Source organism: Brevibacillus schisleri, from assembly GCF_055685845.1.
Genome location: NZ_JBVNDM010000001.1, coordinates 4,856,721 through 4,882,777 on the forward strand (window position 1 = coordinate 4,856,721; position 26,057 = coordinate 4,882,777).

25 protein-coding genes and 2 pseudogenes are annotated in these 26,057 nt (G+C 48.4%); 6 read left to right on the forward strand and 21 right to left on the reverse strand.

Annotated features, from left to right (window positions below):
* Window positions 1-42 precede the first annotated feature (42 nt).
* The 9 genes and pseudogenes from ACUUHJ_RS23080 to ACUUHJ_RS23120 all read right to left on the reverse strand — a co-directional run bounded on the left by ACUUHJ_RS23080 (window position 43) and on the right by ACUUHJ_RS23120 (window position 7,402).
* Window positions 43-282 carry a DUF3906 family protein gene (locus ACUUHJ_RS23080; protein WP_472300029.1) on the reverse strand — a complete coding sequence of 80 codons (240 nt, stop codon included), beginning with the start codon at window positions 280-282 and terminating at the stop codon, window positions 43-45.
* A gap of 37 nt (window positions 283-319) precedes the next feature.
* A pseudogene (locus tag ACUUHJ_RS23085) lies at window positions 320-1,934 on the reverse strand (nitrite/sulfite reductase).
* Window positions 1,935-2,361: 427 nt separating this feature from the next.
* Window positions 2,362-2,712: pseudogene (locus ACUUHJ_RS23090) on the reverse strand (sirohydrochlorin chelatase); the annotation flags it as partial.
* A gap of 427 nt (window positions 2,713-3,139) precedes the next feature.
* On the reverse strand, window positions 3,140-3,907 hold the full coding sequence (locus ACUUHJ_RS23095) for a potassium channel family protein (RefSeq protein WP_199927965.1): 768 nt from the start codon (window positions 3,905-3,907) through the stop codon (window positions 3,140-3,142).
* Window positions 3,908-4,054: 147 nt separating this feature from the next.
* Entirely contained in the window at window positions 4,055-4,492 is a 438-nt protein-coding gene (locus ACUUHJ_RS23100) for a DUF350 domain-containing protein (protein WP_015892514.1), read from the reverse strand.
* A gap of 21 nt (window positions 4,493-4,513) precedes the next feature.
* A complete protein-coding gene (locus ACUUHJ_RS23105; RefSeq protein WP_472300030.1) occupies window positions 4,514-5,755 on the reverse strand; it encodes a glutathionylspermidine synthase family protein in 1,242 nt (413 codons plus the stop codon).
* A 10-nt stretch (window positions 5,756-5,765) separates the two neighbouring features.
* The gene (locus ACUUHJ_RS23110; protein ID WP_064201129.1) at window positions 5,766-6,023 is read right to left on the reverse strand and encodes a hypothetical protein; all 258 of its coding nucleotides are present in this window, start codon (window positions 6,021-6,023) and stop codon (window positions 5,766-5,768) included.
* Window positions 6,024-6,033: 10 nt separating this feature from the next.
* Window positions 6,034-6,480: a hypothetical protein gene (locus ACUUHJ_RS23115; RefSeq protein ID WP_289673965.1), complete on the reverse strand. Its 447-nt coding sequence runs from the start codon at window positions 6,478-6,480 to the stop codon at window positions 6,034-6,036.
* 127 nt (window positions 6,481-6,607) lie between these two features.
* Entirely contained in the window at window positions 6,608-7,402 is a 795-nt protein-coding gene (locus ACUUHJ_RS23120) for an inositol monophosphatase family protein (RefSeq protein WP_289673966.1), read from the reverse strand.
* A gap of 142 nt (window positions 7,403-7,544) precedes the next feature.
* Between ACUUHJ_RS23120 and ACUUHJ_RS23125 the strand changes: the two genes are divergently transcribed.
* Window positions 7,545-7,922, forward strand: a complete 378-nt coding sequence (locus ACUUHJ_RS23125; protein ID WP_016743021.1) for a hypothetical protein — start codon at window positions 7,545-7,547, stop codon at window positions 7,920-7,922.
* Window positions 7,923-7,968: 46 nt separating this feature from the next.
* On the opposite strand, the gene ACUUHJ_RS23130 is transcribed toward ACUUHJ_RS23125, so the two are convergent.
* Window positions 7,969-8,457, reverse strand: a complete 489-nt coding sequence (locus ACUUHJ_RS23130) for a PaaI family thioesterase (protein WP_289673968.1) — start codon at window positions 8,455-8,457, stop codon at window positions 7,969-7,971.
* Between the two features lie 221 nt (window positions 8,458-8,678).
* Between ACUUHJ_RS23130 and ilvD the strand changes: the two genes are divergently transcribed.
* The 3 genes from ilvD to ACUUHJ_RS23145 all read left to right on the forward strand — a co-directional run bounded on the left by ilvD (window position 8,679) and on the right by ACUUHJ_RS23145 (window position 12,471).
* Window positions 8,679-10,355: a dihydroxy-acid dehydratase gene (ilvD, locus tag ACUUHJ_RS23135; RefSeq protein WP_015892520.1), complete on the forward strand. Its 1,677-nt coding sequence runs from the start codon at window positions 8,679-8,681 to the stop codon at window positions 10,353-10,355.
* A gap of 136 nt (window positions 10,356-10,491) precedes the next feature.
* A complete protein-coding gene (locus tag ACUUHJ_RS23140) occupies window positions 10,492-11,094 on the forward strand; it encodes an ArsR/SmtB family transcription factor (protein ID WP_472300031.1) in 603 nt (200 codons plus the stop codon).
* 120 nt (window positions 11,095-11,214) lie between these two features.
* Window positions 11,215-12,471 (forward strand): MFS transporter, encoded by a 1,257-nt coding sequence (locus tag ACUUHJ_RS23145; RefSeq protein ID WP_289673970.1) that lies wholly within the window; start codon window positions 11,215-11,217, stop codon window positions 12,469-12,471.
* 139 nt (window positions 12,472-12,610) lie between these two features.
* Here ACUUHJ_RS23145 and ACUUHJ_RS23150 read toward each other — a convergent pair whose 3' ends face one another.
* Entirely contained in the window at window positions 12,611-13,111 is a 501-nt protein-coding gene (locus ACUUHJ_RS23150; RefSeq protein WP_472300032.1) for a C40 family peptidase, read from the reverse strand.
* A gap of 449 nt (window positions 13,112-13,560) precedes the next feature.
* Between ACUUHJ_RS23150 and trmB the strand changes: the two genes are divergently transcribed.
* Window positions 13,561-14,205 (forward strand): tRNA (guanosine(46)-N7)-methyltransferase TrmB, encoded by a 645-nt coding sequence (trmB, locus tag ACUUHJ_RS23155; RefSeq protein WP_472300033.1) that lies wholly within the window; start codon window positions 13,561-13,563, stop codon window positions 14,203-14,205.
* A 260-nt stretch (window positions 14,206-14,465) separates the two neighbouring features.
* Here the strand turns inward: trmB and ACUUHJ_RS23160 are convergent, their stop codons facing one another.
* The 10 genes from ACUUHJ_RS23160 to ACUUHJ_RS23205 form a co-directional block, all read right to left on the reverse strand.
* Window positions 14,466-15,755, reverse strand: a complete 1,290-nt coding sequence (locus ACUUHJ_RS23160; protein ID WP_289673973.1) for an IS3 family transposase — start codon at window positions 15,753-15,755, stop codon at window positions 14,466-14,468.
* Window positions 15,756-16,045: 290 nt separating this feature from the next.
* Entirely contained in the window at window positions 16,046-16,744 is a 699-nt protein-coding gene (locus ACUUHJ_RS23165; protein ID WP_016743028.1) for a DUF977 family protein, read from the reverse strand.
* The gene (locus ACUUHJ_RS23170; RefSeq protein ID WP_472300034.1) at window positions 16,722-18,089 is read right to left on the reverse strand and encodes an ATP-binding protein; all 1,368 of its coding nucleotides are present in this window, start codon (window positions 18,087-18,089) and stop codon (window positions 16,722-16,724) included. The genes ACUUHJ_RS23165 and ACUUHJ_RS23170 overlap by 23 nt, the downstream gene beginning before the upstream one ends.
* 5 nt (window positions 18,090-18,094) lie before the next feature.
* Complete coding sequence (locus ACUUHJ_RS23175) at window positions 18,095-18,364, reverse strand: hypothetical protein (protein WP_472300035.1); 270 nt, start codon at window positions 18,362-18,364, stop codon at window positions 18,095-18,097.
* A gap of 100 nt (window positions 18,365-18,464) precedes the next feature.
* Window positions 18,465-19,772 carry a CitMHS family transporter gene (locus ACUUHJ_RS23180; protein ID WP_472300036.1) on the reverse strand — a complete coding sequence of 436 codons (1,308 nt, stop codon included), beginning with the start codon at window positions 19,770-19,772 and terminating at the stop codon, window positions 18,465-18,467.
* 211 nt (window positions 19,773-19,983) lie between these two features.
* Entirely contained in the window at window positions 19,984-20,850 is an 867-nt protein-coding gene (locus ACUUHJ_RS23185; protein WP_015892531.1) for an ABC transporter permease subunit, read from the reverse strand.
* Window positions 20,822-21,784: an ABC transporter ATP-binding protein gene (locus ACUUHJ_RS23190; RefSeq protein WP_472300037.1), complete on the reverse strand. Its 963-nt coding sequence runs from the start codon at window positions 21,782-21,784 to the stop codon at window positions 20,822-20,824. Before ACUUHJ_RS23190 ends, ACUUHJ_RS23185 begins: the two co-directional genes overlap by 29 nt.
* Window positions 21,785-21,873: 89 nt before the next feature.
* Window positions 21,874-23,049 (reverse strand): anti-sigma factor family protein, encoded by a 1,176-nt coding sequence (locus ACUUHJ_RS23195; RefSeq protein ID WP_472300038.1) that lies wholly within the window; start codon window positions 23,047-23,049, stop codon window positions 21,874-21,876.
* Window positions 23,046-23,594 (reverse strand): RNA polymerase sigma factor SigX, encoded by a 549-nt coding sequence (locus ACUUHJ_RS23200; RefSeq protein ID WP_289673980.1) that lies wholly within the window; start codon window positions 23,592-23,594, stop codon window positions 23,046-23,048. The genes ACUUHJ_RS23195 and ACUUHJ_RS23200 overlap by 4 nt, the downstream gene beginning before the upstream one ends.
* Window positions 23,595-23,695: 101 nt before the next feature.
* A complete protein-coding gene (locus ACUUHJ_RS23205) occupies window positions 23,696-24,406 on the reverse strand; it encodes an AAA family ATPase (protein WP_472300039.1) in 711 nt (236 codons plus the stop codon).
* Between the two features lie 96 nt (window positions 24,407-24,502).
* Here ACUUHJ_RS23205 and ACUUHJ_RS23210 point away from each other — a divergent pair, with 96 nt between their 5' ends.
* On the forward strand, window positions 24,503-25,927 hold the full coding sequence (locus tag ACUUHJ_RS23210; RefSeq protein ID WP_472300040.1) for a L,D-transpeptidase: 1,425 nt from the start codon (window positions 24,503-24,505) through the stop codon (window positions 25,925-25,927).
* Window positions 25,928-26,057: the final 130 nt, after the last annotated feature.

A 26,057-nucleotide genomic window follows, 5' to 3' on the forward strand; every position in this document is an offset into this window, starting at 1 on the left:
TCCTTGCTGCATTGTTCCTTCACAGGAAGAGTCTTGGCCGTTTTAAGCAAACGTAGAGGTTTCCACTACGAACCCGACTCCTTGACGTCCGAGCGGCTTCTTTTCCACCAAGCTCAGCTCTCTGATACGAGGTGAGGCTATCGTATGTCGCAAAAGATTGTTCTCGGCGGAAGAGAAGGCTCGCTCATCCGTTTGGGCGACCACCACAACTGTCAGTAACCGCCCTTCCTCTAGCACGGCTTCCAGCTTATAGAGGTAGCTCTCTGCATGTTCCTCTGCCATGAATTCCTCCCTTAATCTAGCCCTACCCGCACGAGTATTACGTTGGTTGCAGGATGGAGTCTACCTGTGCTTGGATATGGGAAAGTCCTACCCGCTCCACGTAGCGCCAGTATGGTTCTCCTTCCTGACGATCCGCCTTGTACAGTGTGATCAATTGGGCAAGGAAGGGACCGAGTCTGTCCACAGTAATCCGCGCGTTGAGCTTGCGGTTGAATTGTGGTTCCACCAGTGTCCCACCTACGTAGATGTCAAATACCTCAATCATCCCGTTCGGTGTCTTGACCAATGCACCTTGCAGGCCGATATCCGCAATTTGGCGCTGACCGCAGGAATTCGGGCAACCAATCATATGAATGCGCAGCGGTGTTTCGAGAACAACCGTATCATCCAAATATTGAGCCAGCGAACGCATCCGCTCCTTGGTCTCCACGATTGCCAGATTGCAAAATTCCGTACCTGTGCACGATACGGCATACCCGACAAACGTAGTGGGCTGCAATTTGAAACGGTTCACAATCATCGGCTCATGGCGGAAAGCTGCTACCTTCGCTTCGGGAATGTTGCGTATCAGGACATTTTGTGTGTTACAGGTGCCAATCGTCCCATCGCCATATTCGTCAGCCAGACGGGCAAGCTCATTTAGCTCCCCTGCATTCATCCGCCCCACAGGAACAGACAAGCCTGCGTAGTATCGTCCTGCTTGGCGCTGCTCGTGAATGCCATAAAAATATCCGCCATTCCATCCCGCGGTTAAATCGATACCACGCGGCTCAATCTCGCCCACCAGCGCCAGTAATTGCTCCTTGAACTTTTCCGGTCCCCAGTCGGCGACCAAGAACTTAAGACGTGCATGCGTACGTTTTTGACGGTAGCCGAAATCGCGGAACAGCGTCGTAACTCCTGCCGCTACTTTGACGACCTCCTCTGGTCGCACGAACACATCCAGTTGCTTCGCCAAGTATGGCTTCGCTGACAAGCCGCCACCTACCCATACATGAAAGCCGAGCACTTCTTCGCCAGCTATGACTTTTTGGGCCGGAGTGAAAGCTAGGTCGTTGATTTGCGCATGCGCGGCGTTATGGATGTTGGCAGAAACCGATATTTTGTACTTGCGTGGCAGATTGGAGAAGTCGCGATTGAGCAAGAAAAATTGTTCTAACTCGGCTACGATAGGACGGGTATCCAGCACTTCATACGGATCAATTCCTGCCAGTGGGTTCCCCATGATTTGCCGCGGGCAGTCTCCACATGCTTCAAAAGAGGAGAGTCCGACTGATGCGAGCCGATCAAAAATGTCAGCGAGTGATTCTACCGTGAGCCAGTGAAATTGCACAGCCTGACGCGTGGTCACATCCACCGATCACGGCCATAATCTTCTGCGATGTTGGCAAGCACCCGCGCTTGTTCACTGTTCAAAATGCCTCCAGGTATGCGCACACGCATCATGAAGTGTCCGTCCTTTGGCCGCTGCTGATAGACGCCCGCCCATTTAAACCGATCCATGTCAGAAGATTCAATCGATGCAAACCCTTCTTTTGAATAGGTGTTTACGATCGTTTCGATGACATCCAGTCCGTCTTTTTCCAGCTTCGTAAACTCCATTTTGTTGAGGGATGATCAGCAGCTCACTTCCACTGCTTTCTCTCTGCCATGCTCGTACATGCTCCTTTGTGTAAAGATGTCCGTTACCAATGCCATTCGAATCGATTGGCTCATCCAGTCCGCAATCAGTGGATGGGGCAAGTACGCACTACCCTCATAGCGATAAGCCAAGCCCGCGAGCCGTTTCGGGATTGCTTGTCGCGTGAAGTAGCCCTGACTGACGAACAGAGGAAGCACGAGGACATCCCCTTTTTGTGCCAGTGAACAGGCTTGTTCGTACAGTGTATCGGGCCTCAGTGTCGCATATCCGGCAGCCGCAAATGCATAGCGGTTTTGCAAGCGGAATGTCAGACGCAAGAGCAGCTTTTCCCAACGCTCATGACATCCAGGCAAGTCACTGCCGTGCCCGACGAGCAACAAAGCCTCCCGACTAGGCACGCGCGATAGACTTGCGATTCGCTCTGCCACGATCTGCTCGACGTTTCCGTGATCCTCCAATGGCGGGCACCAGAGAGTTCTTGCCTGAACCGGAACGCGAATCAGGTCTGTCTCTCCTGTAGGCCACGGGTCTAGTCCAAGCATCGCCCGGATTTCCCCTACGTGATTGCTTCCTGCCGTGGCGAATAGGGGAACGACGACAATTGTTGTCGCTCCTGATGCTTCCAGACGATTCACTTCGTCGCTGATGCTTCGTCCTTCCACTCCTCCCAAGTAAGCTACCCGAATTGGCAAATCAGTGCGGCACTGCCATACGGCTGATTCCACCAACGCTAACCAGTCAGGATCGGGTGAACCGTGAGCAATTACCAAAACCGCTATTTTCGCCATCGGATAACCCCTTTATCCAACCTTATTTTTGTAATTCATATATGTTTACTCGGAATTATAATTGGGATGGATTGCCTCGTCAATAACAAAATCATATTTCACTTGAACATAGTGGTTTGGGGAGTTGCTGTTGTGGGGGGAAGAAGTTCATTTCCAGTCTACGCTTCGGCCTACGCCCCGCTAGGGGGATTGACTGTCCGCTTTGAAATGAATGGCGGGAGCGCTTCAAACGTAGACGTTTCGAAGAAGGATTCCATAGGTGAAGCTGAAATTCCCCGCCATTCATTTCAAAGCTTAGTCGGGCTCCAGAGGCGCTTGGACTGGAAATGAACTTCTTCCTACGCAGCTTTTGTGAACATTATGAAAGTGATTCAAAGTGAGTAAAAAAAGCTGCCAGGCCTGATGCCTGACAGCTAGTTGACTCCCCTTATTCCTCACTCTTTTTCCTCGTTCGACGATACAGCAAATCCATACTTTCTTTGAGCGTCTCATACTCGCGCTCGGTCAAGTTTTCGATCTGTCGGATATTTGTGATCGTCTGTTTTTTGATCTCTTCGGTCAAGCGATCTTTCTCATCTGGGCTTTTGCTTTCATGTGTCTCTGTCCAATGCGTAGCAAAGTTTGCCGTCAAGGCTCCCAGCATTCCGATCCCTGTTATCATCAAGATCGCCGCCATGATTCTTCCACCTGAGGTCACAGGCGAAATATCACCGTAGCCGACTGTCGTAGTTGTCACAATCGACCACCACAACGCATCAGGGAAGCTTTTGATATTCTCGTTTACACCGTATTCCAGCAAATAAATTGCAGTCGAGCTCCACAGCATGATAATCGTGACGACACCAAATACTTGACGCATCGGACCTGAACGAATGATTCCCAACAAAAACGGCGAAGCGCGCACGATGCGCACCAGCCGAAGCACGCGCATGATTCTGGCTAAATACAAATAAGAGTCCAATGGAATCATTGCAATCAGATCGAACCAGTTGGCCAAGACGAATTTCCGCTTGTCTTCCGCCCTCCATAGCCGGACCAAATACTCAACAATCAGCATGATGATCAGCCAAGTATCTACCTTGTCCATCAGTTCATCCGTCAAGAGAGGATGGTTAGAGAAGTCTGCGAACAACAGGATCGCATACGTAATCACTAGCATAATGATAAAAATCTCATACATGACGCGCCAGAACAAAAAGACTCCTCCCTGTGCTCATAAGTGCCTATTCAAAATAGGATCGGTTCCGCATCGAAAAAGAGGCGGGAACCTGAAGCGGGAGGAGCCAAATGTAGAGAACCTACATGAGCACCATACTTCGAAGGTGAACGCCTCTTTCCATGCTTAGTAACTGATCAGCGCAGCCATCAACAAGCCCGCGGCAATACTCAACCGCGAAGCGAAAATACCGACGGATACGTTTCCGTTCGGAATTTCAGACACGACTTTGAATGGTGTGATCCATTCGAACAAATAAAAAACGATGACTTGAAATACCATTCCTACAATACCCCAGATGACCAAATCCCACAAGTTAACCGAGTGGTATACAGCCGAAGCGAGGACGATTGCCAAACCGATGATTTTCCCTCCCAAATCGTGCGAGGCTGCTTTTGCCGCTGCCATTTTCTTCGGATCATCAGTCTGTGCTCCCTGCTTGATCAGATCAAACTCCTTGTAAGGAGTCGTAATCGTAAACACAAAAATCCCTACAGCCAATATGGGAATGGTCACTGCCAAATACGCTAAAAAGTTTACTACGTAATCCAATTGTCCCAACATGTACGTTGTCCTCTCCTTTCACTACTTGTCTATGCCGACCGGCAAATAATAGGATAGGTTGTTTGTTATCGGTCCCCCGACACGAGCTACAATGGCCGATGCCTCTGTACCGATCCAAAAGGACCCCCAGAGCAGCCGTCCAGCATATGCTCCCTTCATCGTCTGAACCGTTATCTCTGGAAGCTCCACCCGTTTCTGATAAATCATCGGCTGCTCCCAGTAAAACTCTTCCTGATCCTTCTCTTGCAGCGTACCATCTGATGCAAACAGCATGACACCGCCACCTTCCCGCCCAAAAATCGGCTTCGTGACGTAGTCCTCCCTGCCTGCAAACCGATTTTCAAAATAAGTCGGCAGCATGTAAGCTTCGATGATCGCGTGCTCTTCTTCGGTGAAAAACTCATTCGCCTCATGCAAGTTCCAGATGAGCGCCTGCAAAGCCTTCGTCTGAATGAGAAACGCAGAAGGAGGATTAATAATGGCCAGCTTTTTGCGGGCAATCAGCGAGAGCACATGCTCACCAGTCGGATAACCATCTTCATCCTGTTCTACCGCCAGTTTTTCCAAAGCATGCAGGCGGTACAGCACATCGACTGGCAATAGCTCCTCATTCTCCTTTACATAGAGACGATCTTGCCAAACACGCAAATGCTCCAAAGCAGCAAACCGGGCAGGCAGACCTGATTGGTCCAGTAAGTACAACGTCGTTCCCTTGTCTTCCTCATGCCAGTCGAGCGAGCTAAACCAGATAGACTCCGTATGATAGCCTTGCGCCCGATAGGCGTCGAACACCTTACTGAATGCTGAACGCAACTGCCGCTCCATCCCTTCATTCGGGTCCTCGCGCAGGAAATGGCGACAAGCACGGCCGTTCACATAAAAAGCCTCGACGATTCCGGTAGGGGTATCGCTGTTGCACTCGAGCATCTTCAGTCCTTCTGTCGTCTGGGCAAAATCAAAGCGTCCAATCACAGTCGGCACCGTTTGGGAAACGACGATCCTGACTGCCTGTAATGCCTGCTTTGGCACTCCTAGTTCTAACAACAGGGAGTCCTCTGCACGCTGCAATACGGGAACGACCTTGGTAAAGATTTGCCCAAGCCGCTCGGTTGCCATCGCGATTTCTTCTCGAAAAGCGGGAGAGATCAGGTGGATATCATAGAGCGCATACTCCTCGCCATACATCCAATCCCAGGAAAATACGCCCTCTTCCCGCATCGGGCCGTACAGCGCCTCACGTTCTCGTCGGTTATGGTCTTCCACTTCCCTCACCTCACCCGGAGCTGGAATAGCCCGAGCTGCCGATACCGCCCTTGGAGCTGCTCGTGCTTATCCCACTCGATACTCCGGATTTGCTCTTGTAAGACCTGTAAGTAGAGCTCGAACCCCCACTGCTGCTATCGTCACAATAGCCGTCATTGTCGTTATCGTAGCAATCATCATCATAGTCGTCCCCGGAAGAACAACCGCTGACTGCAAGTGCAGCTGCGACGAACAGACCGACTACTTTCTTCGATTTCGTTTGTGCCATTTTCTTCCTCCTACACTGGCTTCGCGTAGTAAACATAAACCTGCCGATCTTCATCCACCTCGGCCGATGTCTTCTCCCATTCGCGTCCATTCACATACAAGTAGTCGCTTTGCAAATGCAAGAGAGCATCGTCATCGTCCTTGAAATAAAACGAGTGTACGAGCGGATAAACGCTTGCATTTTCTTGATATTCACGCATTTCGATCTGGATGCTGCCCCAGCGTGTAGACACAGCCTCCGCATAGTCGACAGCTTGCTCTTCTGTTGAGCGCTTGACGTAAATGACATACGTGCCGTTTTCGATTGCACATGACGTCTTTTCATAAACGACATGCCCTTTCACCAAATAATCGCAAGCGAAACGCAAGGAGACCTCATCTTTGTCCACGTTGTCATAGTAAAACTGAACAGGGTATCCCCTCGCCTCATCCAGCAGCCGATATTCCAATCGTGCCATTTTTCTCACCTCTTTTACCTATGCCAGAATAACAAATCATTCGCAACAATTTTATACGTGAGCCGAAACATTTAGTTGCCAATAAATGAAAAGAAATCCAGTAAAGCCTTAAACTAATACATAAGTCCTACTTCTTTTGTTCCCGTTCCTGTCGAATCATACCGCGAATGGTTTCATGCAAATGTCCGTTGCTCGCCACGAATGAAGGAGTGTAATCCTGTTGGAATGGTTCATGCTGATACGGCTTTCCAGACCAGTCCGTAATCATTGCACCCGCCTCCTGGGCGATCACAATTCCGGCGGCCACATCCATAATATTGGAGCGTTGCATCACGATATAATCGAGCCATCCGTTTGCCAGCAAGCACCAGTCCAGTGCAGGCGCAATATTTCGCATGAGACGCTTGGTCTGGAATACAAACGGTTCCGTAAAAGCCATCTCTTCTTCCTTCGTTACCGTGTTGCGCCCACGGATGTATGTCCCGACTGCACGTGTGAGGTCTTGGCGGTTATTGACGTTCAATCGTTTTCCGTTCAAATAGGCTCCTTTTCCTTTTTCCGCCCAAAACATTTGACCTGCTACCGGATTGTAGACGACGCCCAACACCAGCTCGCCCTTGTGCTGCAACGCAATCGAGATCGAGAAATACGGATAACCGATAAAATAGTTATTCGTTCCATCTAAAGGATCGATAATCCACAGATACTCTTCCTCACGGGAAACCATTCCGACCTCTTCAGAAAAAATAGTATGTGTCGGGAAGTGGCGATGCAGTACTTCGATGATGCGCTGTTCACTGCCTTTATCCTCTGGCAGCTTCACGTCGTTATGCAATTCCTCATCGGGCACGAGCTGTTCGAGAAAACGTTCCTTCAAAAACGCGCCCGCGACACTTGCTGCTTCTTTTGCAATTTCGATCATGACATTTCGCTCCTTTTTCCTTCTGGAACAACTTCCCAAATAATATTCGATGTCAAAAGACGACTTTTTGAACAACCTTCCACTTGCACTTGTATAGGAAAGATTACTATCATAGAGAGATACCCGAAGGAGGGGGATAAACATGAACACCGACTTCATTCGGCTGAAAAATATGGAAGGTGAACTCAAATTCACCCAAATGAACAATAGCTACGGCTTCTCTGTCACCACAAAGGAGCTCGTTTTTTTCAAGCCACACACGACCTACCATTTGTTTTTGCAGGATATCATCAGCATGGTCCCGATGAAGCTGGACACAAGCCCAGTCACGTTTCGGCATCGGAGTGAGACGGTTCACGCCTCGTTTGGTTCCGATTACTACAAGCTGACCGCCAAGTGGGCGCGGATAGTTTCACGATCCGGTATCGCAGAAAAAGAAGACATGGAGTTTATCGTGCCGCTTTCCACCAAAATGCTCACCTATATCTCGGAATACAGCGGTCTCGTTGTCATTAAATAACGCCGTCAGCCCTCGCTCCCATCTTTTTGATGGGAAGCGAGTTTTTTTATTTCCGTCCATTTCTGGTGAGAACAATGAACGTTCCTGTACCGTGGGCGACCCGCCTATCCCGATCATCGTAAACACTGCCCTCCATGACGACCAATGTGTGTCCGCGATGCAAAAAGCTCGCTTCAGCGCGTAGCCGCTCCCCTTTTCCCGGAAGCAAATAATTGAGCTTTAGCTCTGTCGTCACCGCATACTGATTGGATGGCAAGGACCGATTGATCAAGGAGCCCATCGCTGAATCGATCAAGGTCGCAAGAATTCCTCCATGAACAACTCCCCCTGAATTGTGCATAAAAGGGGTCAGAGGCAATTCAAAGCGATATGACTGTCTATCTTCGTCTATGAACTCTCCCTTTAATCCGAGAAACCCAGAGATAAACGCGCTATTCCGTTCCCGCTTTTGATGAATGGCAGCAACAGCCAGCTCGAGAATGCGGCGCTCCTCTTCATTCCCGTCCGACCAGATGTTTTTTAGCTCATCTAACATTTTGTTCACTCCAAACGAAATAGAGTCGATTCTTCTATTTTATCCCAAACAAGCTGATTTCGCTATGATTCCTAAACGTATGCCAACCGAGAGCAGCTGTCCGAACCACCCGGGGCTGAGCGAATGTTCAGACTTTTACGGTTGTTTCTGTAATTAAAAATTGATAAGATAGTTCAAAACATAAGACAGGCATGATCCGTATTGGAAGGGAGTTTTTCAAATTGGCCAGACAACGAAGTGATATGATCAAAAAAGGATTCGACCGCGCACCACACCGCAGCTTGCTTCGTGCAGCAGGTGTAAAGGATGAGGATTTCGATAAACCGTTTATCGCTATTTGCAACTCGTACATCGACATTATTCCAGGTCACGTGCACTTGCAGGAGTTTGGAAAACTGGTCAAAGAAGCCGTTCGCGCTGCTGGCATGGTACCATTCGAATTCAATACGATTGGTGTTGACGACGGAATCGCTATGGGACATATCGGGATGCGCTACTCCCTCCCGAGCCGCGAGATCATCGCAGACAGCTTGGAAACCGTTGTCGCTGCTCACTGGTTTGATGGCATGATCTGTATTCCAAACTGTGACAAGATCACGCCTGGAATGATCATGGGCGCACTTCGTGTCAACATTCCAACCGTATTTGTAACCGGCGGTCCTATGAAAGCTGGAAAAACGAGTGATGGCCGCTCCATCTCGCTTTCCTCCGTATTCGAGGGTGTCGGCGCTCACCAAGCAGGCTTGATCAACGACCAGCAACTCGAAGAGCTGGAGCAATATGGATGCCCGACTTGCGGTTCCTGTTCCGGTATGTTTACAGCGAACTCGATGAACTGTCTGCTCGAAGCCATCGGATTGGCTCTGCCAGGCAACGGTACCGTACTCGCTGTTTCGCCTGAGCGTCGCGAGCTGGTACAAGCATCTGCTGAAAAACTGAAAAATCTGATTGAACGCGACATCAAGCCACGCGACATCGTTACACTCGAGGCAATCGACGATGCATTCGCTCTCGACATGGCGATGGGCGGGTCAACCAATACAGTTCTCCATACACTGGCTATCGCACAAGAAGCAGGTATCGAATACCCAATCGAGCGCATCAACGAAGTGGCGAAGCGCATTCCACATATTTGCAAGCTGGCTCCTTCCTCCGACTATCATATCGAGGATTGCCACGAGGCAGGCGGCGTATCTGCGGTTCTAAAAGAAATCGCGAAAAAAGCAGGCGCGATCCATCCAGACCGCATCACAGTCACGGGCAAAACCCTTGGCGAAAACATCGCAGACGCTGAAATCAAAAACGATCAAGTCATTCGTCGCCTCGACAACCCGTACAGCGCTTCTGGCGGTCTCGCTGTTCTGTTCGGTAACCTGGCGGAACAAGGCTCGATCATCAAAACAGGCGGTGTCGATCCTTCTATTAAAAAGCACGAAGGTCCAGCCATCTGCTTCGACTCCCAAGAGGAAGCTCTGGCAGGAATCGCTGCTGGCAAAATCAAATCCGGTCATGTTGTCGTCATCCGCTATGAGGGTCCTAAAGGCGGACCAGGCATGCCAGAAATGCTGGCTCCTACCTCACAAATCGTGGGTATGGGCCTCGGTAAAGAAGTCGCTCTCGTCACAGATGGACGTTTCTCCGGTGCTTCTCGCGGAATCAGTATCGGTCACGTGTCTCCAGAAGCCGCAGAAGGCGGTCCAATTGCCTTCGTACAGGACGGAGATATCATTTCGATTGACCTCGAGGAGCGCACGATGCAACTGCTCGTGGATGAAGCCGAGCTGGCTCGCCGCAAAGAAGGCTGGAAAGAATTCGAGCCGAAAGTAAAAACAGGCTATCTGGCTCGTTACTCCAAGCTGGTAACGAATGCAAGCATGGGTGGTATTTTGAAAATCTAGTGTTGCAAGTAACGGCAAAACCCTTCCTTTGTGAATCACCGTCACTCAGGAAGGGTTTTTGTATTGACTTTTCCATCTATTCCCTCATACAATCAAGTTAATAAATTTTAACTGGTTAAAAGGATTGTGATACATATTGGAGCAAAAGTCGATTTTTATCATCGAAAACTACGATCAGCTAAAAGTGATCAGTGACCCGTTACGCACGAAAATGCTGATGCATCTGGTGGAAAAGCCGCACACGGGGCAACAGCTTTCCCAGCTTTTTGGACTGTCTCGTGCGAAGATTCTGTACCACCTGCGTGAGTTGGAGAGGCATGGCATCATCCAGTTGGTTAAAAAGGAAGAGAAGGGCGGCAACATTCTCAAATACTATCAGGCGGTGGCAAGAGGCTTCATACCCGCTGATCATCTGCTCACGTATACGGAGTCGAAGGAGGCTACCAGACAATCCTATGTCGAAGTGTTGCAACGGGCGAAAACAAGAGCGCTCAGTGCTCCTGAAGAAGCCTTTGCACTGACATCAACGGAAGTCGAGAAATGGCCGCGCATCTCCCTACAGTCTGAAGTCAGAGTAAGTGAGCAAGCGTTTGTGTCCTTTTTACAAAAATACCGGAGCCTACTCCACGAATTGCAGCAAAGCTCCCTGGATGACCCAGCTTCGAAGCAGGATTACTACCTGATGATTACGGGATTTCAAATTGATGAACCGTTATTTAAAAAGGATGGACAGGAGTAACAAAGGAACATGTAATCCGATAAGTCCACATGTGTATGAAAAGCCTATTCGAGTAGGTTTTTCTTTCGGACATACGGTTAATATTTTTTAACCGGTTAATAATAAGGAGAGTGAATTTCCATGGAAGCTGTCCCCAAGCAATCTAGCCATCCCTCAGTGGATACATCCCGCTTGTTTACGAAACCTTTTACCCTTCTTTGGATGTCCGCCCTTTGTTCCGGACTCAGTATCTCACTCTTTCTTTTCTCGCAAACCTGGTATATCATCCAGGTTTTATCTCAGGAGGCCTCATTAGGCCTCGTATTTATGGCGGCAACCATTCCCAGGATCGTCTTCATGCTGATAGGCGGAACGCTCGCTGATCGGATGAGCAAAAAGAGAATCCTGTCAATCACAAGCATGTTGAAAGCATTTTTGATGCTGTTGCTTGGAGGAATCATCTGGTGGGGGTATTCCTCGCTGGCGCTATTTATTTGGTTCGCTCTCTTCTTCGGTACCATTGATGCCTTTTATTGGCCAGCTCAAAATTCGTTCATTCCGTCAATCGTACCCTCTCCCTCCCTTTTGCGAGCGAATTCTGTGCTACAAACGACAAACCAAACCTCACAACTGATCGGTCCTGTTCTTGCCGGTTTTGTGATTGAGTGGGGAAGTTATCCCCTTTTATACGGCTTTGTTGGCTTGCTTCTGCTGGTTGCAAGTGTATCTGCATGGTGCATGCCGAAACAGGAACCAGCCGTTCTTTCCAAACCACAGCAACGGCTCAAGGAATCTATAGAGGAAAGCTTCTGCTATGTCAAACAATCGGATTTCCTTCCCTTGCTCTTGACCTCCATCATCTGCTTGAACGTATTTTTGATGGGCCCCTTATATATCGGCTTGCCGATTTTTGTAGATCAGGTGCTAGCTGGTTCTACGCTGCAGTACAGCTTTTTGGAAGGGGCACTCGCTTTTGGCATGCTTGCTGGGGCAATCGTGCTCACACTCAGGACACTAGGCCAAAACAGGTTGCAGATCGCCTTTCTTTTCATGATCATGCAAGCACTTGTCTTTTTTGCTTTTAGTCTCATCCAACAGTTCTGGCTCAGCTTGCTTATTCTATTTACGCTCGGCGTCACGTTTTCTCTCATTAATGTTCCGATTCTCTCTTTTGTCCAGGAAAAGGTACCACAAGCCTCGTTGGGGAAAGTCATGAGTTTGGTTTCGCTCTCCTCTTTAGGCTTGCAGCCGATTTCACAGGCGATAACGAGTCTATTGATCGCATGCGGACTTACGGCCAAGGAAGTGATGCTGCTTGCCTCCATTCCCCTCTTTCTTGCTTCCTGTTTCTTTTATTGGCGGCAAAAGTATGCTCGGCCTGCAAAGAGATCCGATTGAGTTTCGCTCGACAGCAAAAAGGGATGATCTGCAATGGATCATCCCTTTTCCCTATCATATTTACAAAACTTGCCTATTCACTTATCGCAACTTTACCGCGTGCGAAACGTATTAGTAAGTAGAGAGCCAGACGGGTAGATTACAAGACTCGCCGTGCCGAAACGAAGCGCTTCTCCCAGGACGTGCCCTTAAAGGTCGAATACGTCACTCCTGGTTTTCCATATGTATGAAGGAGTTTGTTGTTACCTGCATAGATCGCCACGTGTGTAATCCGTTTGGACGTCGTCGTTTTACTCGCCTTGAAGAACACCAGGTCTCCTTTTTTCAGGTTCGACTTGGACACACTCATTCCTACCTTGGCTTGGTCGCGAGAAGTGCGTGGCAAGCTCTTGCCGACTGCGACTTTAAATACGCGCTTTGTAAAGGAAGAGCAATCAAAAACGGCTGTGGTATTGCTGCTCGCACCGAATTTATAAGGAGTACCCATATACTTTCTTCCCGTGGCAATGACTTTGTCCGCCTTGGATTGCGTCCATGCCGCCTCAGCTACATTTTTCTCTCCTGGCAGCGGAGCGACAATCGCTGTGACTCCCAATGCTACTCCCATTACGATTCCTATGAGGGCTTTATGTAATTTCATGCTGTTCATCCTCCCTTTTCTTTTGAAAAAGATCCCTGTTCAACAGGGGACCATTTTATGCAAAGTTTGGCTGACCTCTCACTTGTTCTCTACTTTACCAAAGCCCAAACGCTATGAAATTACAAAAAACTTGCCAAAAATGATTTTTTCAACTGGGCACGATTACCGCTTGACGCCTTCGCGCTTGATTTAACAGGCATTCCTCAAATTTTCAGTCTATTTTCCTACCAGAATGTCCCTCTCAAATTGGCAAAATTTATCCAGCCATCCTATGTTAAAATCCGTGCTGTATGCGACTTTCGTCCTAGTACCTTTTACAAAAAACCCCTTTTCGCACCTTTCTCACGTAATCTGCCTCTGGAATCTCGCTTCTCTTTCTTCTCTCTCTACTTGCAACTAGCAGGGAGTCATCGTAAAGTAGATAGGAGTTCGTTTTGAAGGAGGCACATATGCGACTGCGTAACATTCCAGGTGCCGAAGCGGCCCTGAGAGAATATCCGACGTTCGTAGACAATCCCCTTTCCTATAAAGGGAATTGGAAGGAACGCTTCGGGAATAACAATCCGATTCACGTGGAGATCGGCTGTGGAAAAGGACGTTTCATTAATACATTGGCCGAGCGTCACCCTGACATCAATTTCATTGCGGTTGAATTGAAGGCAGAGGTCGTTCTGCGCGCTGTCCAGCGTACGGAGTACAAAGCTATTCCGAATCTGGCTTTTGTTCAGTACGACGCTTCCAAGTTGACCGAGTTGTTTGCCGATCATGAAATTTCTCGCATCTATCTGAACTTTAGTGATCCGTGGCCAAAAACCCGTCATGCGAAACGCCGTCTTACTTACAAAAGCTTCTTGAACACGTATCGTCAGGTGCTTGAGGCAGACGGTGAGCTTCATATGAAGACAGACAATGAGAACCTTTTTGAGTTTTCACTCAACCAATTTGCTGCGGAGCGTTTCCAGATGCGCAATATCACCTTTGACCTGCACCAGTCCAAGCTGGCGGCGGATAATGTGATGACGGAGTATGAGGAGCGCTTTTCTTCTCGTGGGCAGCGTATTTATCGGGTGGAAGCGAGCTGTGTGATTAGGTAAGCGTTTGAGTCAACATGGTGGAGGAGAAGAAAAAGCACAGTTCTCTTCGACTCTGACACGCCCGCAAGGGGGATTGAATGTCCGTCTCCACTTCAAAAAGGGGACCGTCGAGCCAAAGCCACCCTACGGGCGGAAGATTCTCACAGAAGAAGTGTTCGACAAGCGTGGTCCCCTTTTTGAAGTTCCGACTGGGTAGGCGTTGTCAAGGTCTGAACTACTCCCCTAGAAATAGACAGTATTTAAAAAGAGCCTGTTGCAAATTAAGCAGCAATGAGATGATTTCTGGTTTCATCAGGAGTCATCTTTTTTAATGTCCACTGATAACGCTCTGAATTGTAATAGGTTACATATTCGTTGACGCGTTGACGCAACTCTTGAAGTGAAACACAGTCCTTATATTCGAGTTCGTCTTTCATATGACCGAAGAACGATTCCATTGAAGCGTTGTCCCAGCAGTTACCTTTGCGAGACATCGACTGTTTAAAACCAGCCTCAGCAATAAGGCGCCTCGTTGTAAGATGAGTGTAGTGCATTCCTTGATCCGAATGAAAAATAGCATCAGGATGGACGTTACCGTCCAATCGTTTGATTAATAAGTCTAGTGTCCGTTTCACTAGTGATAACTCCAATGTCGAAGACAGATAGTGTGCCAAAATCTGTTTGGTCGCCCCATCTTTTACGCAAGACAAATATGCCCATTGACCAGTACCATAGCGCAAATAAGTAATGTCAGTAAGTAGAACCTTCTCGGGTATACCTTGATCAAACTGACGTTTAAGTAGGTTTGGGCATGTGCGGTGTTCCTGAGTAGCCTTGGCCATTTTTCGATACGGATTCGCTTTCCGAATAAGAGTGACTAGCTTAAACTTTTGCATAAGACGACGAATCTTTTTATGATTCATCACGACACCGTTCATTCGCTCCAATCTCATTTTAATGACCAGCACTCCTGCTCTCCCTTTTCGAGTTTCGAAATGCTCCTTGATGAGCAGGAAGTCTCGTTCGTCGGCTTCTTCTCGAATTTGTCGCTGTTCCTCAGCACTACACCAGCGATAATAGCCACTTGAGCTCACTTCAGCAATCTGGCATAGATAACGGGTTACACGCTTCAAGCCATGTTTACGAAGAACTATGCTAATAAGCTGAAAGCGCTCGGGAGACGATAACGTCTTATTGGTTTGTCTTTCGAGCGCTTCTAGCTTTTTTAAAAGTTCGTTCTCTGCTTCCAGAAGCCTAATTCGTGCTTCAGCACGTCTCAGTTTTTCTTTTGCTGATAATTCTCCCTCTGACTTTCTACCGGTGCTCCCCTTGCCTCTGCGCTCCTCAATTAATCCAGCTTCACCAAAAGTCGTACATACTTTTCTCCATCGATGTAAGCATTTTTTTGGTGTATGACGACCCATTATTTCTAAGGGGAAACCTGCCTGAAGAAATATCTCAATCGGCGTTTGTCCCTCTCGATATGCCTGTACAGCGGTAAATTTGAACATAGGAGAATACGTGATGTTTTTCCCTGTTACTCGAAGTACATTTTGATTTTTTTCTAACATATGTATCTCATGTTCCGTAAAACTTATTCTGTTTTTACTCATCTAACATATCCCCACTCATTTCTCGTTAATGATGATTAAAACACAAAAAACCGTTAGACGGTCACTTTTTTCAAAGTGTCCATCTAACGGGTAGTAGTTCAGTCTGCGAGCCCTGCGCTTTTTCTTCTCGCCAGCTTTTGTTGGTTCATCGGAACTTTTTAAATGCTTGTCAAAAATCATTAGTACAAAAAACCCTCCACGCTCTCAAGTAAGCCTTGGAACTTACTTGTTTGCGCGGAGGGTTTTTTTTATTCTTTTTGCCGCCCGACGCTTTTGTACACGCGCTCTGGACGTCCGACGACGCCGTACGAAAGGTCTGCGATGGCGTCTCCTTTGGCTACCAAATATTCGAGGTATCGCCTTGCTGTTGAACGGCTGATACCTGTTTCTTTGCTGACCAAATCCGTTGTGGCCTCCTGCGTCTGCATGAGAAAGCCAGAGATCTTGTCCAGCGTAATTTGATCAATTCCTTTGACTGCCTTTGTCTCGGGTGTCTTCTTTTGGCCTGTCCGGGCAATAAGTTCATCGATTTGGGTTTGACTGATCTGATCGGTGTCTTTTTTCCAATCACTGACCTTTTGCCTGAACTCCTGGTAATTCCGTAACGTTTGTTGCAGGCGTGCAAAGATAAGCGGCTTGGTAATAAAATCGAATACGCCGTAGCGGATCGCCTCTACAACCGCATCCACTTCTTTGGCAGCGGTCAGCATGATGACATCCGTTGTAGGAAACTGCTCCTTTATGATCGACAAAAAATCGAGGCCGTCCATATCCGGAAAATAAATGTCGAGCAACACGAGATCGGGCTGTAAAATTTCCATTTGGTCTTTGGCCTCTTGTCCATTCGTGGCAATGCCAATCACCTCGTACCCCTCCACTTTTTCCACGAAGCGTCGGTTTACCTCTGCGATTCTCAGGTCGTCCTCAATAATGAGTACCCGTATCATCTAGTACGGCCTCCTTCCGTTCTGCCGTGTGTGCATCCTTTGGTATCGTCACAGTAAAAATTGTTCCGCCTACCGGATTACCTGTATGCGTAATATTGCCGTGTACATGAATAACAGCTTGTTTGACTAAGTGCAGTCCGTAGCCATGATTTGGCTGTTGTTTGGTAGAGAAGCCCAACTCAAAGATTCGTTCAGCATTTTCTTCGGAGATGCCTGGCCCTCTATCCTCTACCTCTATGAGCAGGACCTCTTCCATATTGAGCAAAAAGATCGTGATTTCTGGTGCAAATGCACCCGGAGCTTTTACAGCGTCCATCGCATTATCTATCAAATTGCCAAGAATGACAATCAGCTGTGAGTGATCAATCGAGGCAGGAATGTCACGGAAGTTGCTTTCTGGATCAATTTTCAATTCTACTTTGCGTTCGTTGGCTTGATTCAGCTTCCCGAGCAACAAGCCACCTATCAGTGGGTCGGGGACTTCTTGCATAATAAACGTCGTATTGTGGACATGTACATTCAACTCAGAAGAGATCGTTTCAATGGCTTCCTGATACGATTCGAGCTGGATGAGTCCTGATATGAGGTGCAGTTTGTTGGAATACTCGTGCGTCTGGGAACGAAGGACTTCCGCATACTCCTTCACTCGTGACAGCTCCTGTGTGACCTCGAACAGCTCGGACCGATTGCGAAAGCTCGCTACCGCGCCCAAAACATGGCGCTCCTTATCCATAATCGGGACCCGGTTCACCACTAATATGTGCTCGTCCACTTTCGTTTCGCGGTCAAATTCGGCCCTCCCAGTCTCAATCACCTCATGAAGGCCCAACGACCGAACCAGCTCGTCCTGTTTGTCCATGATCCTGTCTTTATCCTTCGCTTGCCCCAGCATATGGAGAGCGGTCTGATTCGCGAGTGTGATCGCCCCATCCTTATTGACCGCCACAATGCCTTCGCGAATCGATTCCAGCACGGCCTGATTTTCCTGATACAATCGCCCGATTTGTTCAGGCTCCAAACCAAATATGGCCTTTTTTACATTTTGTGAAAGAATGAGCGTAGCCACCACACCCAAGAGCAAGGTGACGATGCCAATGACGAAGATTCGATTGCGATACGATTCGATCGTTTGATTTATATCCTCAAATAAGAAGCCGACCGAAACGACCCCCATCACCTTTCCTTCCTCATCATAGATCGGTGTCTTTCCTCTGAGTCCAGGGCCAAGCGAACCGACTGTCTCAGAGATGATAGATTGTCCTTCAAATACTGCCTCATTGTCGCCTCCCACCATCTTTTTGCCAATCTGCTCTGGATCAGGATGGGAATAGCGAATGCTTTGCAAATTTCCTACTGTGATAAAAGCCGGATAAAAGCCGCATTCGTGTCCACGCGTATTTTTTCCACGATTGGATTGATAATCTTGGCGGGATCTTCTGTGTCAAACGCCTGTTTGATCTCGGACATCTGCGCAACGGTCTTGGCGGTATGCAGTGCGCGCGTCCCGATCTCATGCTCCAATACGCCCGCCAGCATCTGCTCAAACATTGTACCGAGTATGACCGTCACACCAAAAAGGAGCGAACAAATAATCAACATCAGCTTGCTGTGAAAACGCACATCGTTCCCTCCTCTTCTTCTCATTGTATCTCATTTCGCTCGATGACGAAAAAGAGGCCATGAGCAGGCCTCTTTTTCCTTTCTTCCTTCTTATCTATGACTAAAATGAGATGACTCCGGTAAGAAGAGCAAGCGCAATCATCACGATCGATGTTCCAAACGCCCATTTCAGGATGAACTTTTGGGTTTCTGCATAATCGACCCCAACCATTCCGATCAACAGGTACTGTGCTGCAAACAACGGGCTAAGTACATGCAGCGGTTGACCCAGGATGGAAGCGCGACCAATTTCCGCCGGATCGATTCCGTAAGTGGCTGCTGCATTTGCCAGGATTGGAACGATCCCGAAGTAATACGCATCGTTCGACATGAAATACGTGAATGGCATGCTTGTCAGCGCTACGAGTAGAGGCATATGGGAACCAAGTGAATCCGGAATCCAGGAAACGAGTGTGCTTGCCATCGCATCGATCATTTTCGTTTCAGTCAGGATGCCTGTAAAGATACCCGCAGCGAAAACCATGGACACGGTAGCCAGTGCGTTAGCTGCGTGGGCGGCAATTCGCTCTTTCTGATCTTGCATTTTCGGATAGTTTACAAACAGAGCAATGGCAAAAGCGAGCATGAACAGCGTCGGCAGTGGCAAAAAGCTCGTAATCAGGCCGACCATCAGGGCTGTGGTCAACAACAGATTGAACCAGATCAAGCGCGGACGTTTCAGTGCAGCGGTCTCATCCGTCGCCGCCACCTCTTGTCCTGCAAGCGATTTCAAATCTTGATCTGGTATCTCAATAATCCCCAAACGCTTACGCTCTTGTTTGCCCAGAATACAGGCTACGATCATCACCCACGCAATTCCGCCAATCATCATAGGAATCACAGGGACAAAAATCTCGGAAACATCCATATGGAGTACACTCATGACACGTGCTGTCGGTCCACCCCAAGGCGTCATGTTCATGACACCGAGTGAGAGCATCGCCATGGCTGCCAAAATCATCGGTCTGATTCCCAGCTTGCGATACAAAGGCAGCATCGCGGTAACGGTAATCATATAAGTCGTGGTTCCATCTCCATCCAGTGCGACCAAGGTAGCGAGAATCGCTGTACCTACAATCACCTTTAGTGGGTCACCCTTCACCATTTTTACGATTTTTTTAATTAATGGATCAAACAGACCTGCATCCATCATGACTCCAAAGTACAGAATGGCAAACAACAGCATGATTCCCGTAGGCGCAATTTTCTTGATGCCCGCAAGCATCATGTCGCCAATTTCTGTACCGAATCCGCTAATCAACGCAAATACAACAGGAACAACTATCAAAGCAACCAATGCCGAAAGCCGTTTCGACATAATCAAGTACATGAAAACGGCTACCATGAGAAATCCAAGTAATGCCAGCATACGCGAGTTCCCCCTTGCAAGAATGCGCTTTCATATTGTGCTGTCATTATAGCAATGTTCGTAAAAATCCGAATAGAATATGCGCATAAACTGTTTTAACTGCATTTCCTCTATTAACTTCATAAAAATCATGAAATGCGCATACGGCGATCGGCCGTGCACGGGCGAAAAGAAAAAGAACGGCACGAATCAAGCCGTTCTTTCTTGTATTTTATACATCTCGCTTTTGAAACACCCGGATAGACAACCCCAACGCCACGATGCCATAGAGAATGGTGTAGATGAGCATGGCAGTACTCGGAGGAGAAGTCGTCCCGAAAATTCCTTGCGAAGCAAAGGACAACGGATCATCCGCTGTGTCAAATAGGGAGAGCGTCGTTTGCCTAAATAACGAATCAGTTGGAAAAACCAGACTGGAAATAATCCCGATGTTCGTGAGTGAGCTGTTGCTAAAGGCAACACCAAGCTGCTCGATAAAGCCACCGATGAAGCTGATCCCATACAGAATAATCAGGATAATACCGCCTGTTACTGTTGTAGTTATACTGCTCAAGAGCATGGCTACACAGACAAGAATGATCGGCATACTTACGAAGAAAGCTGCTGCTTTCAGGATTTGGGCTCCACTTACCTGAACAGCCAACGCACCGCCACCCACCCATTGGTTGATCGCCAAAAGTCCGGCAAACATCAGGAGTGCGTAAAGCCCCAACATACTTGCCAACCCGAAAAATTTCCCCAATACATATTTGTAGCGAGGAAGGGCGCGGGCCAGCCACGTGTCGATTTGGTGGCTCTCGATTTCAGATGCAATACTCCCGACACTGCTCAAAATCGCCAGGAGTGCCGTAATGACGGAGCCAAAGTACAAACCCATTCCCAAGAGCTGCGTGGAAAAGAAGTTTTTTTGCAGCAAAGCTTCTGGACCTGCGCCCCCGAATGAGTCCTTCATTTCCTTGACGGCATAGCCTGTGGCAAGTCCAAACAGCAGCAAGAAGGCCAGTGACATGATCAGCGTAATCGTGAAAATACGCTTGGAAATCATTTCTCTATACGTGATTTTGATGATCGGCCACATGTCGTTCTTCCTCCTTTCTCTGCACCCAATACAGGAATACCTCTTCCAGTGATTGCTGCTTGCGCACGACTTCATGGACCCCGGCTCCTGATGCGATCAACTGTTGCAACAGAGCGGGTACCCGATTGTCCTGATCCAGCGTCATTAACCATGTATCACGGTCTTCCTCTTGTCTAACGAGACGACTCTCTGTGACGAAAGAAGGAAGCTCGTTATGAAAGCCAGCGCTATCCTTGTCCACAGTCAATTCAATTTGTGGCTGGACGCTGCTCAGCTTGCGCCAGTCGCCGTGTACGACCAGCTCACTGCGGTGAATGATCCCGACGTAGTTGCACACGCTCTCCATTTCACTCAGGAGATGGCTGTTGAGGAAAACCGTCTTTCCTTGGTCACGAAGCCTTGCGATCAGCTCGCGTACTTCTTTTCGCCCGATTGGGTCAAGCGCGGAGGTCGGCTCATCGAGAAAGATCAGCTCTGGATCGGATAAGAGGGCGCAGGCAATCCCGATACGCTGCTGCATGCCTTTGGAATAGCCACGGATGCGTTCACGCTCGCGTCCAGCCATTCCAACCAGCTCAACGACATTTTTTATGACTGTTTTGCTCTCGCGATGTGTTAATCCACACAACTCGGCATGATGCTCTAAAAGCTGTTGACCTGTCAACCAATCCGGATAGCGAAACAGCTCTGGCAAGTACCCTACCTTTTTTCGCGATTCTACACTACCAATCGGCTCCCCCAGCATAACCGCTTTGCCATTCGTTGGGTGCAATAACCCGAGCATCGTCCTGACAAAGGTACTTTTACCCGCTCCATTTTGCCCGAGGAATCCAAATACGGAGCCGCGCGGTACTTGTAGCGTAATATTTTTGCAGCCGGCCTTGCCGTTATATTGCTTGGTCAAGTCCCAGGTCTCAATCACATAATCTGACATCGCTTACCTCACTTTCTCCATGACAAACGGGACAAAGCAGAGCCCTCCCTTTTCAGGAAAACTCCGCCAATGCCCGACTATTTGTTTCCTTATTTCAGCTGATTGGCAAAATCCAACAGCCCATCAGGGTTCTTTTCGCTGCCTTCCAGCATGTGAATCTGTCCATCCTGCTGCCACATCAGATGTGCATTGTATTTACCCGTGATCAGCATTCCGTTTTGACCGTTCACTTTTACTTCCTTCATCTTGCTCTCGCCGTCTGCCATGTATGGCACCGGGAGAGTATGCTGCCAGTCTTCAATGCTTATCATCTGCTTTTTCACTTGATCAGGAATGAACGGCAGGGCTAAGAGTGTCTCGCGAAGCTGTGCGAGATCAACTCCCTCAGGAGCAGTTAGCTCAGGTGCGTCCATGACAGAGTAGCCATAGCTTTCTTTTCCTGCGGTCATCCAAACGTTCTGCATCTGTGGGATCTTCAAGGAGAAGCGTTTGCCACTCAGCTTTTCATCAAAACGCGCCTCTACCTGTAATTGCGCCAATAGCTTGTTTGCACGATCTGCATCGATTTCCATGTACATGGTGTAAGGCGAAGTGACGTCTACGCTATCCACCGTGACATCTTTCGGCAGCTCAGGCAGCTTCACTCCAGCCTTTACAGCAGCTTCTTTGCTATTGTAATAATGGTTTCTTTGTTCGAGCTTCTCTTGATCGTTTTCATCAATCCAGATTTTTCCGATCCCTTTCAATTCCATCTCGCCCACATTGCCGTTAGCGATCCATTGTTCGACCTCTCGCAGATCCTCTTGCGTCACTTTGACAAACTCTACTTTATCCATGCGGAAAATGGACAGAAAATCGTTTGCTGCTGCTTGTACTTGGGGGAAAGACAGGGACACAGCCAATACTGCTGCTGCCGAAGCACCTGTTACCCATCTTTTTGTTTGCTTGTTCATCTGATTCCAGCTCCTTCTGATTGTTGCTCGATTGGTTATCATTTGTCGCTCTTGTGAATAAGTGTCAGTCGTTTTCTCGATGGATTGCGAAAATCGCTGCCACGCTGCTTCCGTATTGACCTTCCCACCGTTTGTCTCGGAAAAAGCATGCTCCATCTTCTCACGAGTCCAGCTATCCAGCGTGGACAGTTCGTTCAGCTGTGTGCGGCAGGTTTCACAGTACTCCAGATGAAGCAGGAATTGCTTACTTTCTTTTGAGCTGCATTCCCCATCCAAGAACGCCTGGATAAAGCCTGTATCGGCACATTTCATTCCTCTTCCCCCCTCATCCTGCCATATATGGTACGAAATTTACTTTTCGCTCTCGCGAGGAGTGTTCCCACCGAGCTGATCTGCGTGCCAGTCGCTTTCGCCAATTCCGCATAAGGAAATCCGGAATATTTCATGACCAGCAAGGTTCGTTCCCGCTCGTCTAGCTCCTCTAGCACATCGCGGACGATACTCTGGGACTCTTTTGCAAGCCACATCTCTTCTGAAGAAGGGCTGACGTGTTCTTGCTCGGATGCACTTCGCTCTTGTCTTGCGTACCTGCGTTTTTCTGAACGAAGATAATTGTACGCTGCGTAAAGCGCGGACTTGGACAGCCATGCCGGGATATGTTCGATCAGCGTGCGATCGGTATGGTAAAAGGAGAGAAATACATCCTGTGCAATGTCTTCTGCCGTTTGTTGATCTTTCACAATTCGCATGATCTGTCGGACTACAAACGGATAATAAGTCGTAAACAATTCTTGAAAGGAATCTGTATGATCCTCTACTCGAGCATGGTTCATCACCAGGTTTGCTTGCACCTCCACTGGATTCCTCCTTCCCGCATGCGCTATTAACGAATGCCTCTACTGCTTCGTTCATCTAATAGAAACCGCCAAGGCGAGTTTTGTGACAGGAAGAATGAAAATTATTTTTCATTTAAAAATAGATCGGGCTTTTCCAGGAAACGGCGCGTCAATTGATAGTGCTCCGTATCGCGGTAATTCACCTCTTGTACCGGCGATTCGTCAAAATTAAGGATAGTCGCTCCGGGATAGCCCAATAGAATCGGCGAGTGCGACGCAATGATAAATTGTGCTCCTTCTTCCACCAAATCACGCATCATGTACAAAAAAGCGATTTGACGCTTCGGTGAAAGAGCAGCCTCGGGCTCATCCAGCAGGTAGATTCCCCTGCCGTTGAAGCGATTGGCAAACAACGAGAAAAAAGATTCTCCGTGCGACTGCTCATGCAGCGAGCGTCCGCCGTAATGTTGATAGCTTTTCGGGCCCATCTCATCGATATGGCTGGCAAACTGGTAGAAGCTCTCCGCTCGCAGGAAAAAGCCATTCGTTATTTTAGGCAGCCAGGAAAGGCGTATGTAGTCACCCAGAATCGCCTCCGAGCGATGCACCTCATAAAAGCTGTGACGCGATCCTCCAGCTGTGTGAAAACCGCATTGATAGGCAATGGATTCCAATAAGGTCGATTTACCCGAGCCATTCTCTCCTACAAAAAAAGTGACACTGCTCGCAAGCTCAATCTCTTCCAGCTTACGCAAGGAAGGCAAGTGAAATGGATATTCTTTCGTGTTGGGAAATTTCTCCCGCAGCAGCTTGATCGTTCGTAAGTAAACCATTTTTGACCTCCACTCTCATTATTTTCCCGACTCCCGCCGATACATCCTAATAAGGGCGCCTTTTTAAACGCTCATTTATTTGGGGGAGAAGCATCCGTGGACAAGGTTTCCTTTCTTCAGGAAAAAAGTACATTTCATATGAAATATCCGGATCAGAGCGACCTCGCCTTTTATCGGTGGTATACGACTCAGTATCCAAACGAAGCCATCGGGTGGTTTCACCTTGGCAAAGAACGAGAAGCCCAAGGAAACTCGGAACAAGCTCTCGAAGCGTATAGGCGTGGCCTGGTATCCAAGCAAGGCCCGTATTACAACGAGACGCGTGACGCTTATCACAGACTGCTGCGTGAGCGACAACGCAGCTCCTTGGGCAGTCGAACACGTTTACTCTTGGCTTCCCTTTTGTTTCTCTATTTTCAATTCGCTTTTTCGCCCGGACCGTTGAGAGATGCGTCATCCAAGACAACGCCGCAGGCTGCCAAACAGCCCGTACCGACCCCTGGGCAAACACAGCCACATGTAGAGGTCATTGCAGTCCCTCCTACACTCAGTGCCCGTGAGCTGTCTGAACAGGTCCGGCGGTATGTAGAGTCCCGGCGTCCAGCTCTAACGCAGCCTTTTACGGTGATGGTTGTCCCAGAAGTACCTGGTTCGCCGTTGTTCCGTCCCTTGCTGTTTTATCAGCCGCGCGAAGTCCGAGGCATCTTGCGTTATAATCCGACGAGTCGAACTGTTCTCAGTGAAAAATGGTGGGATAAACCTGTGCAGCTGGAACGAGAACCGACGCTTGCTAAAAGTAAGGCAGAACTCACCGATGAGCAACTAACCCTTCAGCATGTACTGATCTTGCGAAACGCCTTGTATCGCTACTATCAGCAAACGGGTACGTTGCCTGCCCAGCTGTCTGATCTGGTTGGCGCTTATCCAGGCAATTATTTGCCGCAAATTCCAGTACCGCCAAAGAGACTTTTGTTAAAAAGCTATCCGTATCATCCGAAAGCCTTCTTGCCAGAGTCCGCATGGGACAGCTTGCGTAATGTGCTGCCGCTTCCCGGCTATCCAGAGCCAGTTGCGCCTTTCGAACCGTTACAGCTTCAATTGACTACATCGACACACACGTTGAAGCTCATCAGCGGTTCTCATCTCGTACGCAGCTATCCCGTCGCCATAGGCAAAAACGGTTCTACACCCGAAGGCTACTATACCATTCAACAAAAAATCAATCAGCCTCGCGGACATGACAATATTTATGGTACGAGGGGCATGGTCTTTCAGGAGAACGGATATGCCCTCCACGGGACAAACCATCCCGAAAGCATAGGCTCATCCGTTTCACTCGGCTGTGTTCGCTTGTACAATGCCGCTGTCGAGGAATTGTACAGCTTTGTTTCATTGGGGACAGAATTCATGATCTCCGATGCCCCGTCCCCTGCCCAGCCTTGGAGCAACCCAGCTCCATTCGTCCTCCCGGCTGGTCCTGAGGAAGAGACGCCACAAGTCATTTACAATTGGCTCCATTGATTCTTTAAGCTACGTAAAGAAAAGACGTGCGGAATGTCATAGCGTTACGCACTGATTTTTACCAGACGCTTATCAAACGAAAAAAAGCCCTTCTATCCTTTTTTTAAAAAAGGGGGTAGAAAGGCTTTTC

Excerpts from the sequence above, each read along its gene's own strand:
- ACUUHJ_RS23100 (WP_015892514.1), bottom strand. The coding sequence starts at position 4,492 with ATGTTGGGACAATTGGATTACGTAGTAAACTTTTTAGCGTATTTGGCA.
- ACUUHJ_RS23165 (WP_016743028.1), bottom strand. The coding sequence starts at position 16,744 with ATGATACGGGTACTCATTATTGAGGACGACCTGAGAATCGCAGAGGTA.
- ACUUHJ_RS23120 (WP_289673966.1), bottom strand. The coding sequence starts at position 7,402 with ATGATCGAAATTGCAAAAGAAGCAGCAAGTGTCGCGGGCGCGTTTTTG.
- ACUUHJ_RS23150 (WP_472300032.1), bottom strand. The coding sequence starts at position 13,111 with ATGAAATTACATAAAGCCCTCATAGGAATCGTAATGGGAGTAGCATTG.
- ACUUHJ_RS23080 (WP_472300029.1), bottom strand. The coding sequence starts at position 282 with ATGGCAGAGGAACATGCAGAGAGCTACCTCTATAAGCTGGAAGCCGTG.
- ACUUHJ_RS23180 (WP_472300036.1), bottom strand. The coding sequence starts at position 19,772 with ATGCTGGCATTACTTGGATTTCTCATGGTAGCCGTTTTCATGTACTTG.
- ACUUHJ_RS23125 (WP_016743021.1), top strand. The coding sequence starts at position 7,545 with ATGAACACCGACTTCATTCGGCTGAAAAATATGGAAGGTGAACTCAAA.
- ACUUHJ_RS23195 (WP_472300038.1), bottom strand. The coding sequence starts at position 23,049 with ATGAAATGTGCCGATACAGGCTTTATCCAGGCGTTCTTGGATGGGGAA.
- ACUUHJ_RS23130 (WP_289673968.1), bottom strand. The coding sequence starts at position 8,457 with ATGTTAGATGAGCTAAAAAACATCTGGTCGGACGGGAATGAAGAGGAG.
- ACUUHJ_RS23110 (WP_064201129.1), bottom strand. The coding sequence starts at position 6,023 with ATGGCACAAACGAAATCGAAGAAAGTAGTCGGTCTGTTCGTCGCAGCT.
- trmB (WP_472300033.1), top strand. The coding sequence starts at position 13,561 with ATGCGACTGCGTAACATTCCAGGTGCCGAAGCGGCCCTGAGAGAATAT.
- ACUUHJ_RS23115 (WP_289673965.1), bottom strand. The coding sequence starts at position 6,480 with ATGGCACGATTGGAATATCGGCTGCTGGATGAGGCGAGGGGATACCCT.
- ACUUHJ_RS23160 (WP_289673973.1), bottom strand. The coding sequence starts at position 15,755 with ATGTTAGAAAAAAATCAAAATGTACTTCGAGTAACAGGGAAAAACATC.
- ACUUHJ_RS23205 (WP_472300039.1), bottom strand. The coding sequence starts at position 24,406 with ATGGTTTACTTACGAACGATCAAGCTGCTGCGGGAGAAATTTCCCAAC.
- ACUUHJ_RS23145 (WP_289673970.1), top strand. The coding sequence starts at position 11,215 with ATGGAAGCTGTCCCCAAGCAATCTAGCCATCCCTCAGTGGATACATCC.
- ACUUHJ_RS23185 (WP_015892531.1), bottom strand. The coding sequence starts at position 20,850 with ATGTGGCCGATCATCAAAATCACGTATAGAGAAATGATTTCCAAGCGT.
- ACUUHJ_RS23190 (WP_472300037.1), bottom strand. The coding sequence starts at position 21,784 with ATGTCAGATTATGTGATTGAGACCTGGGACTTGACCAAGCAATATAAC.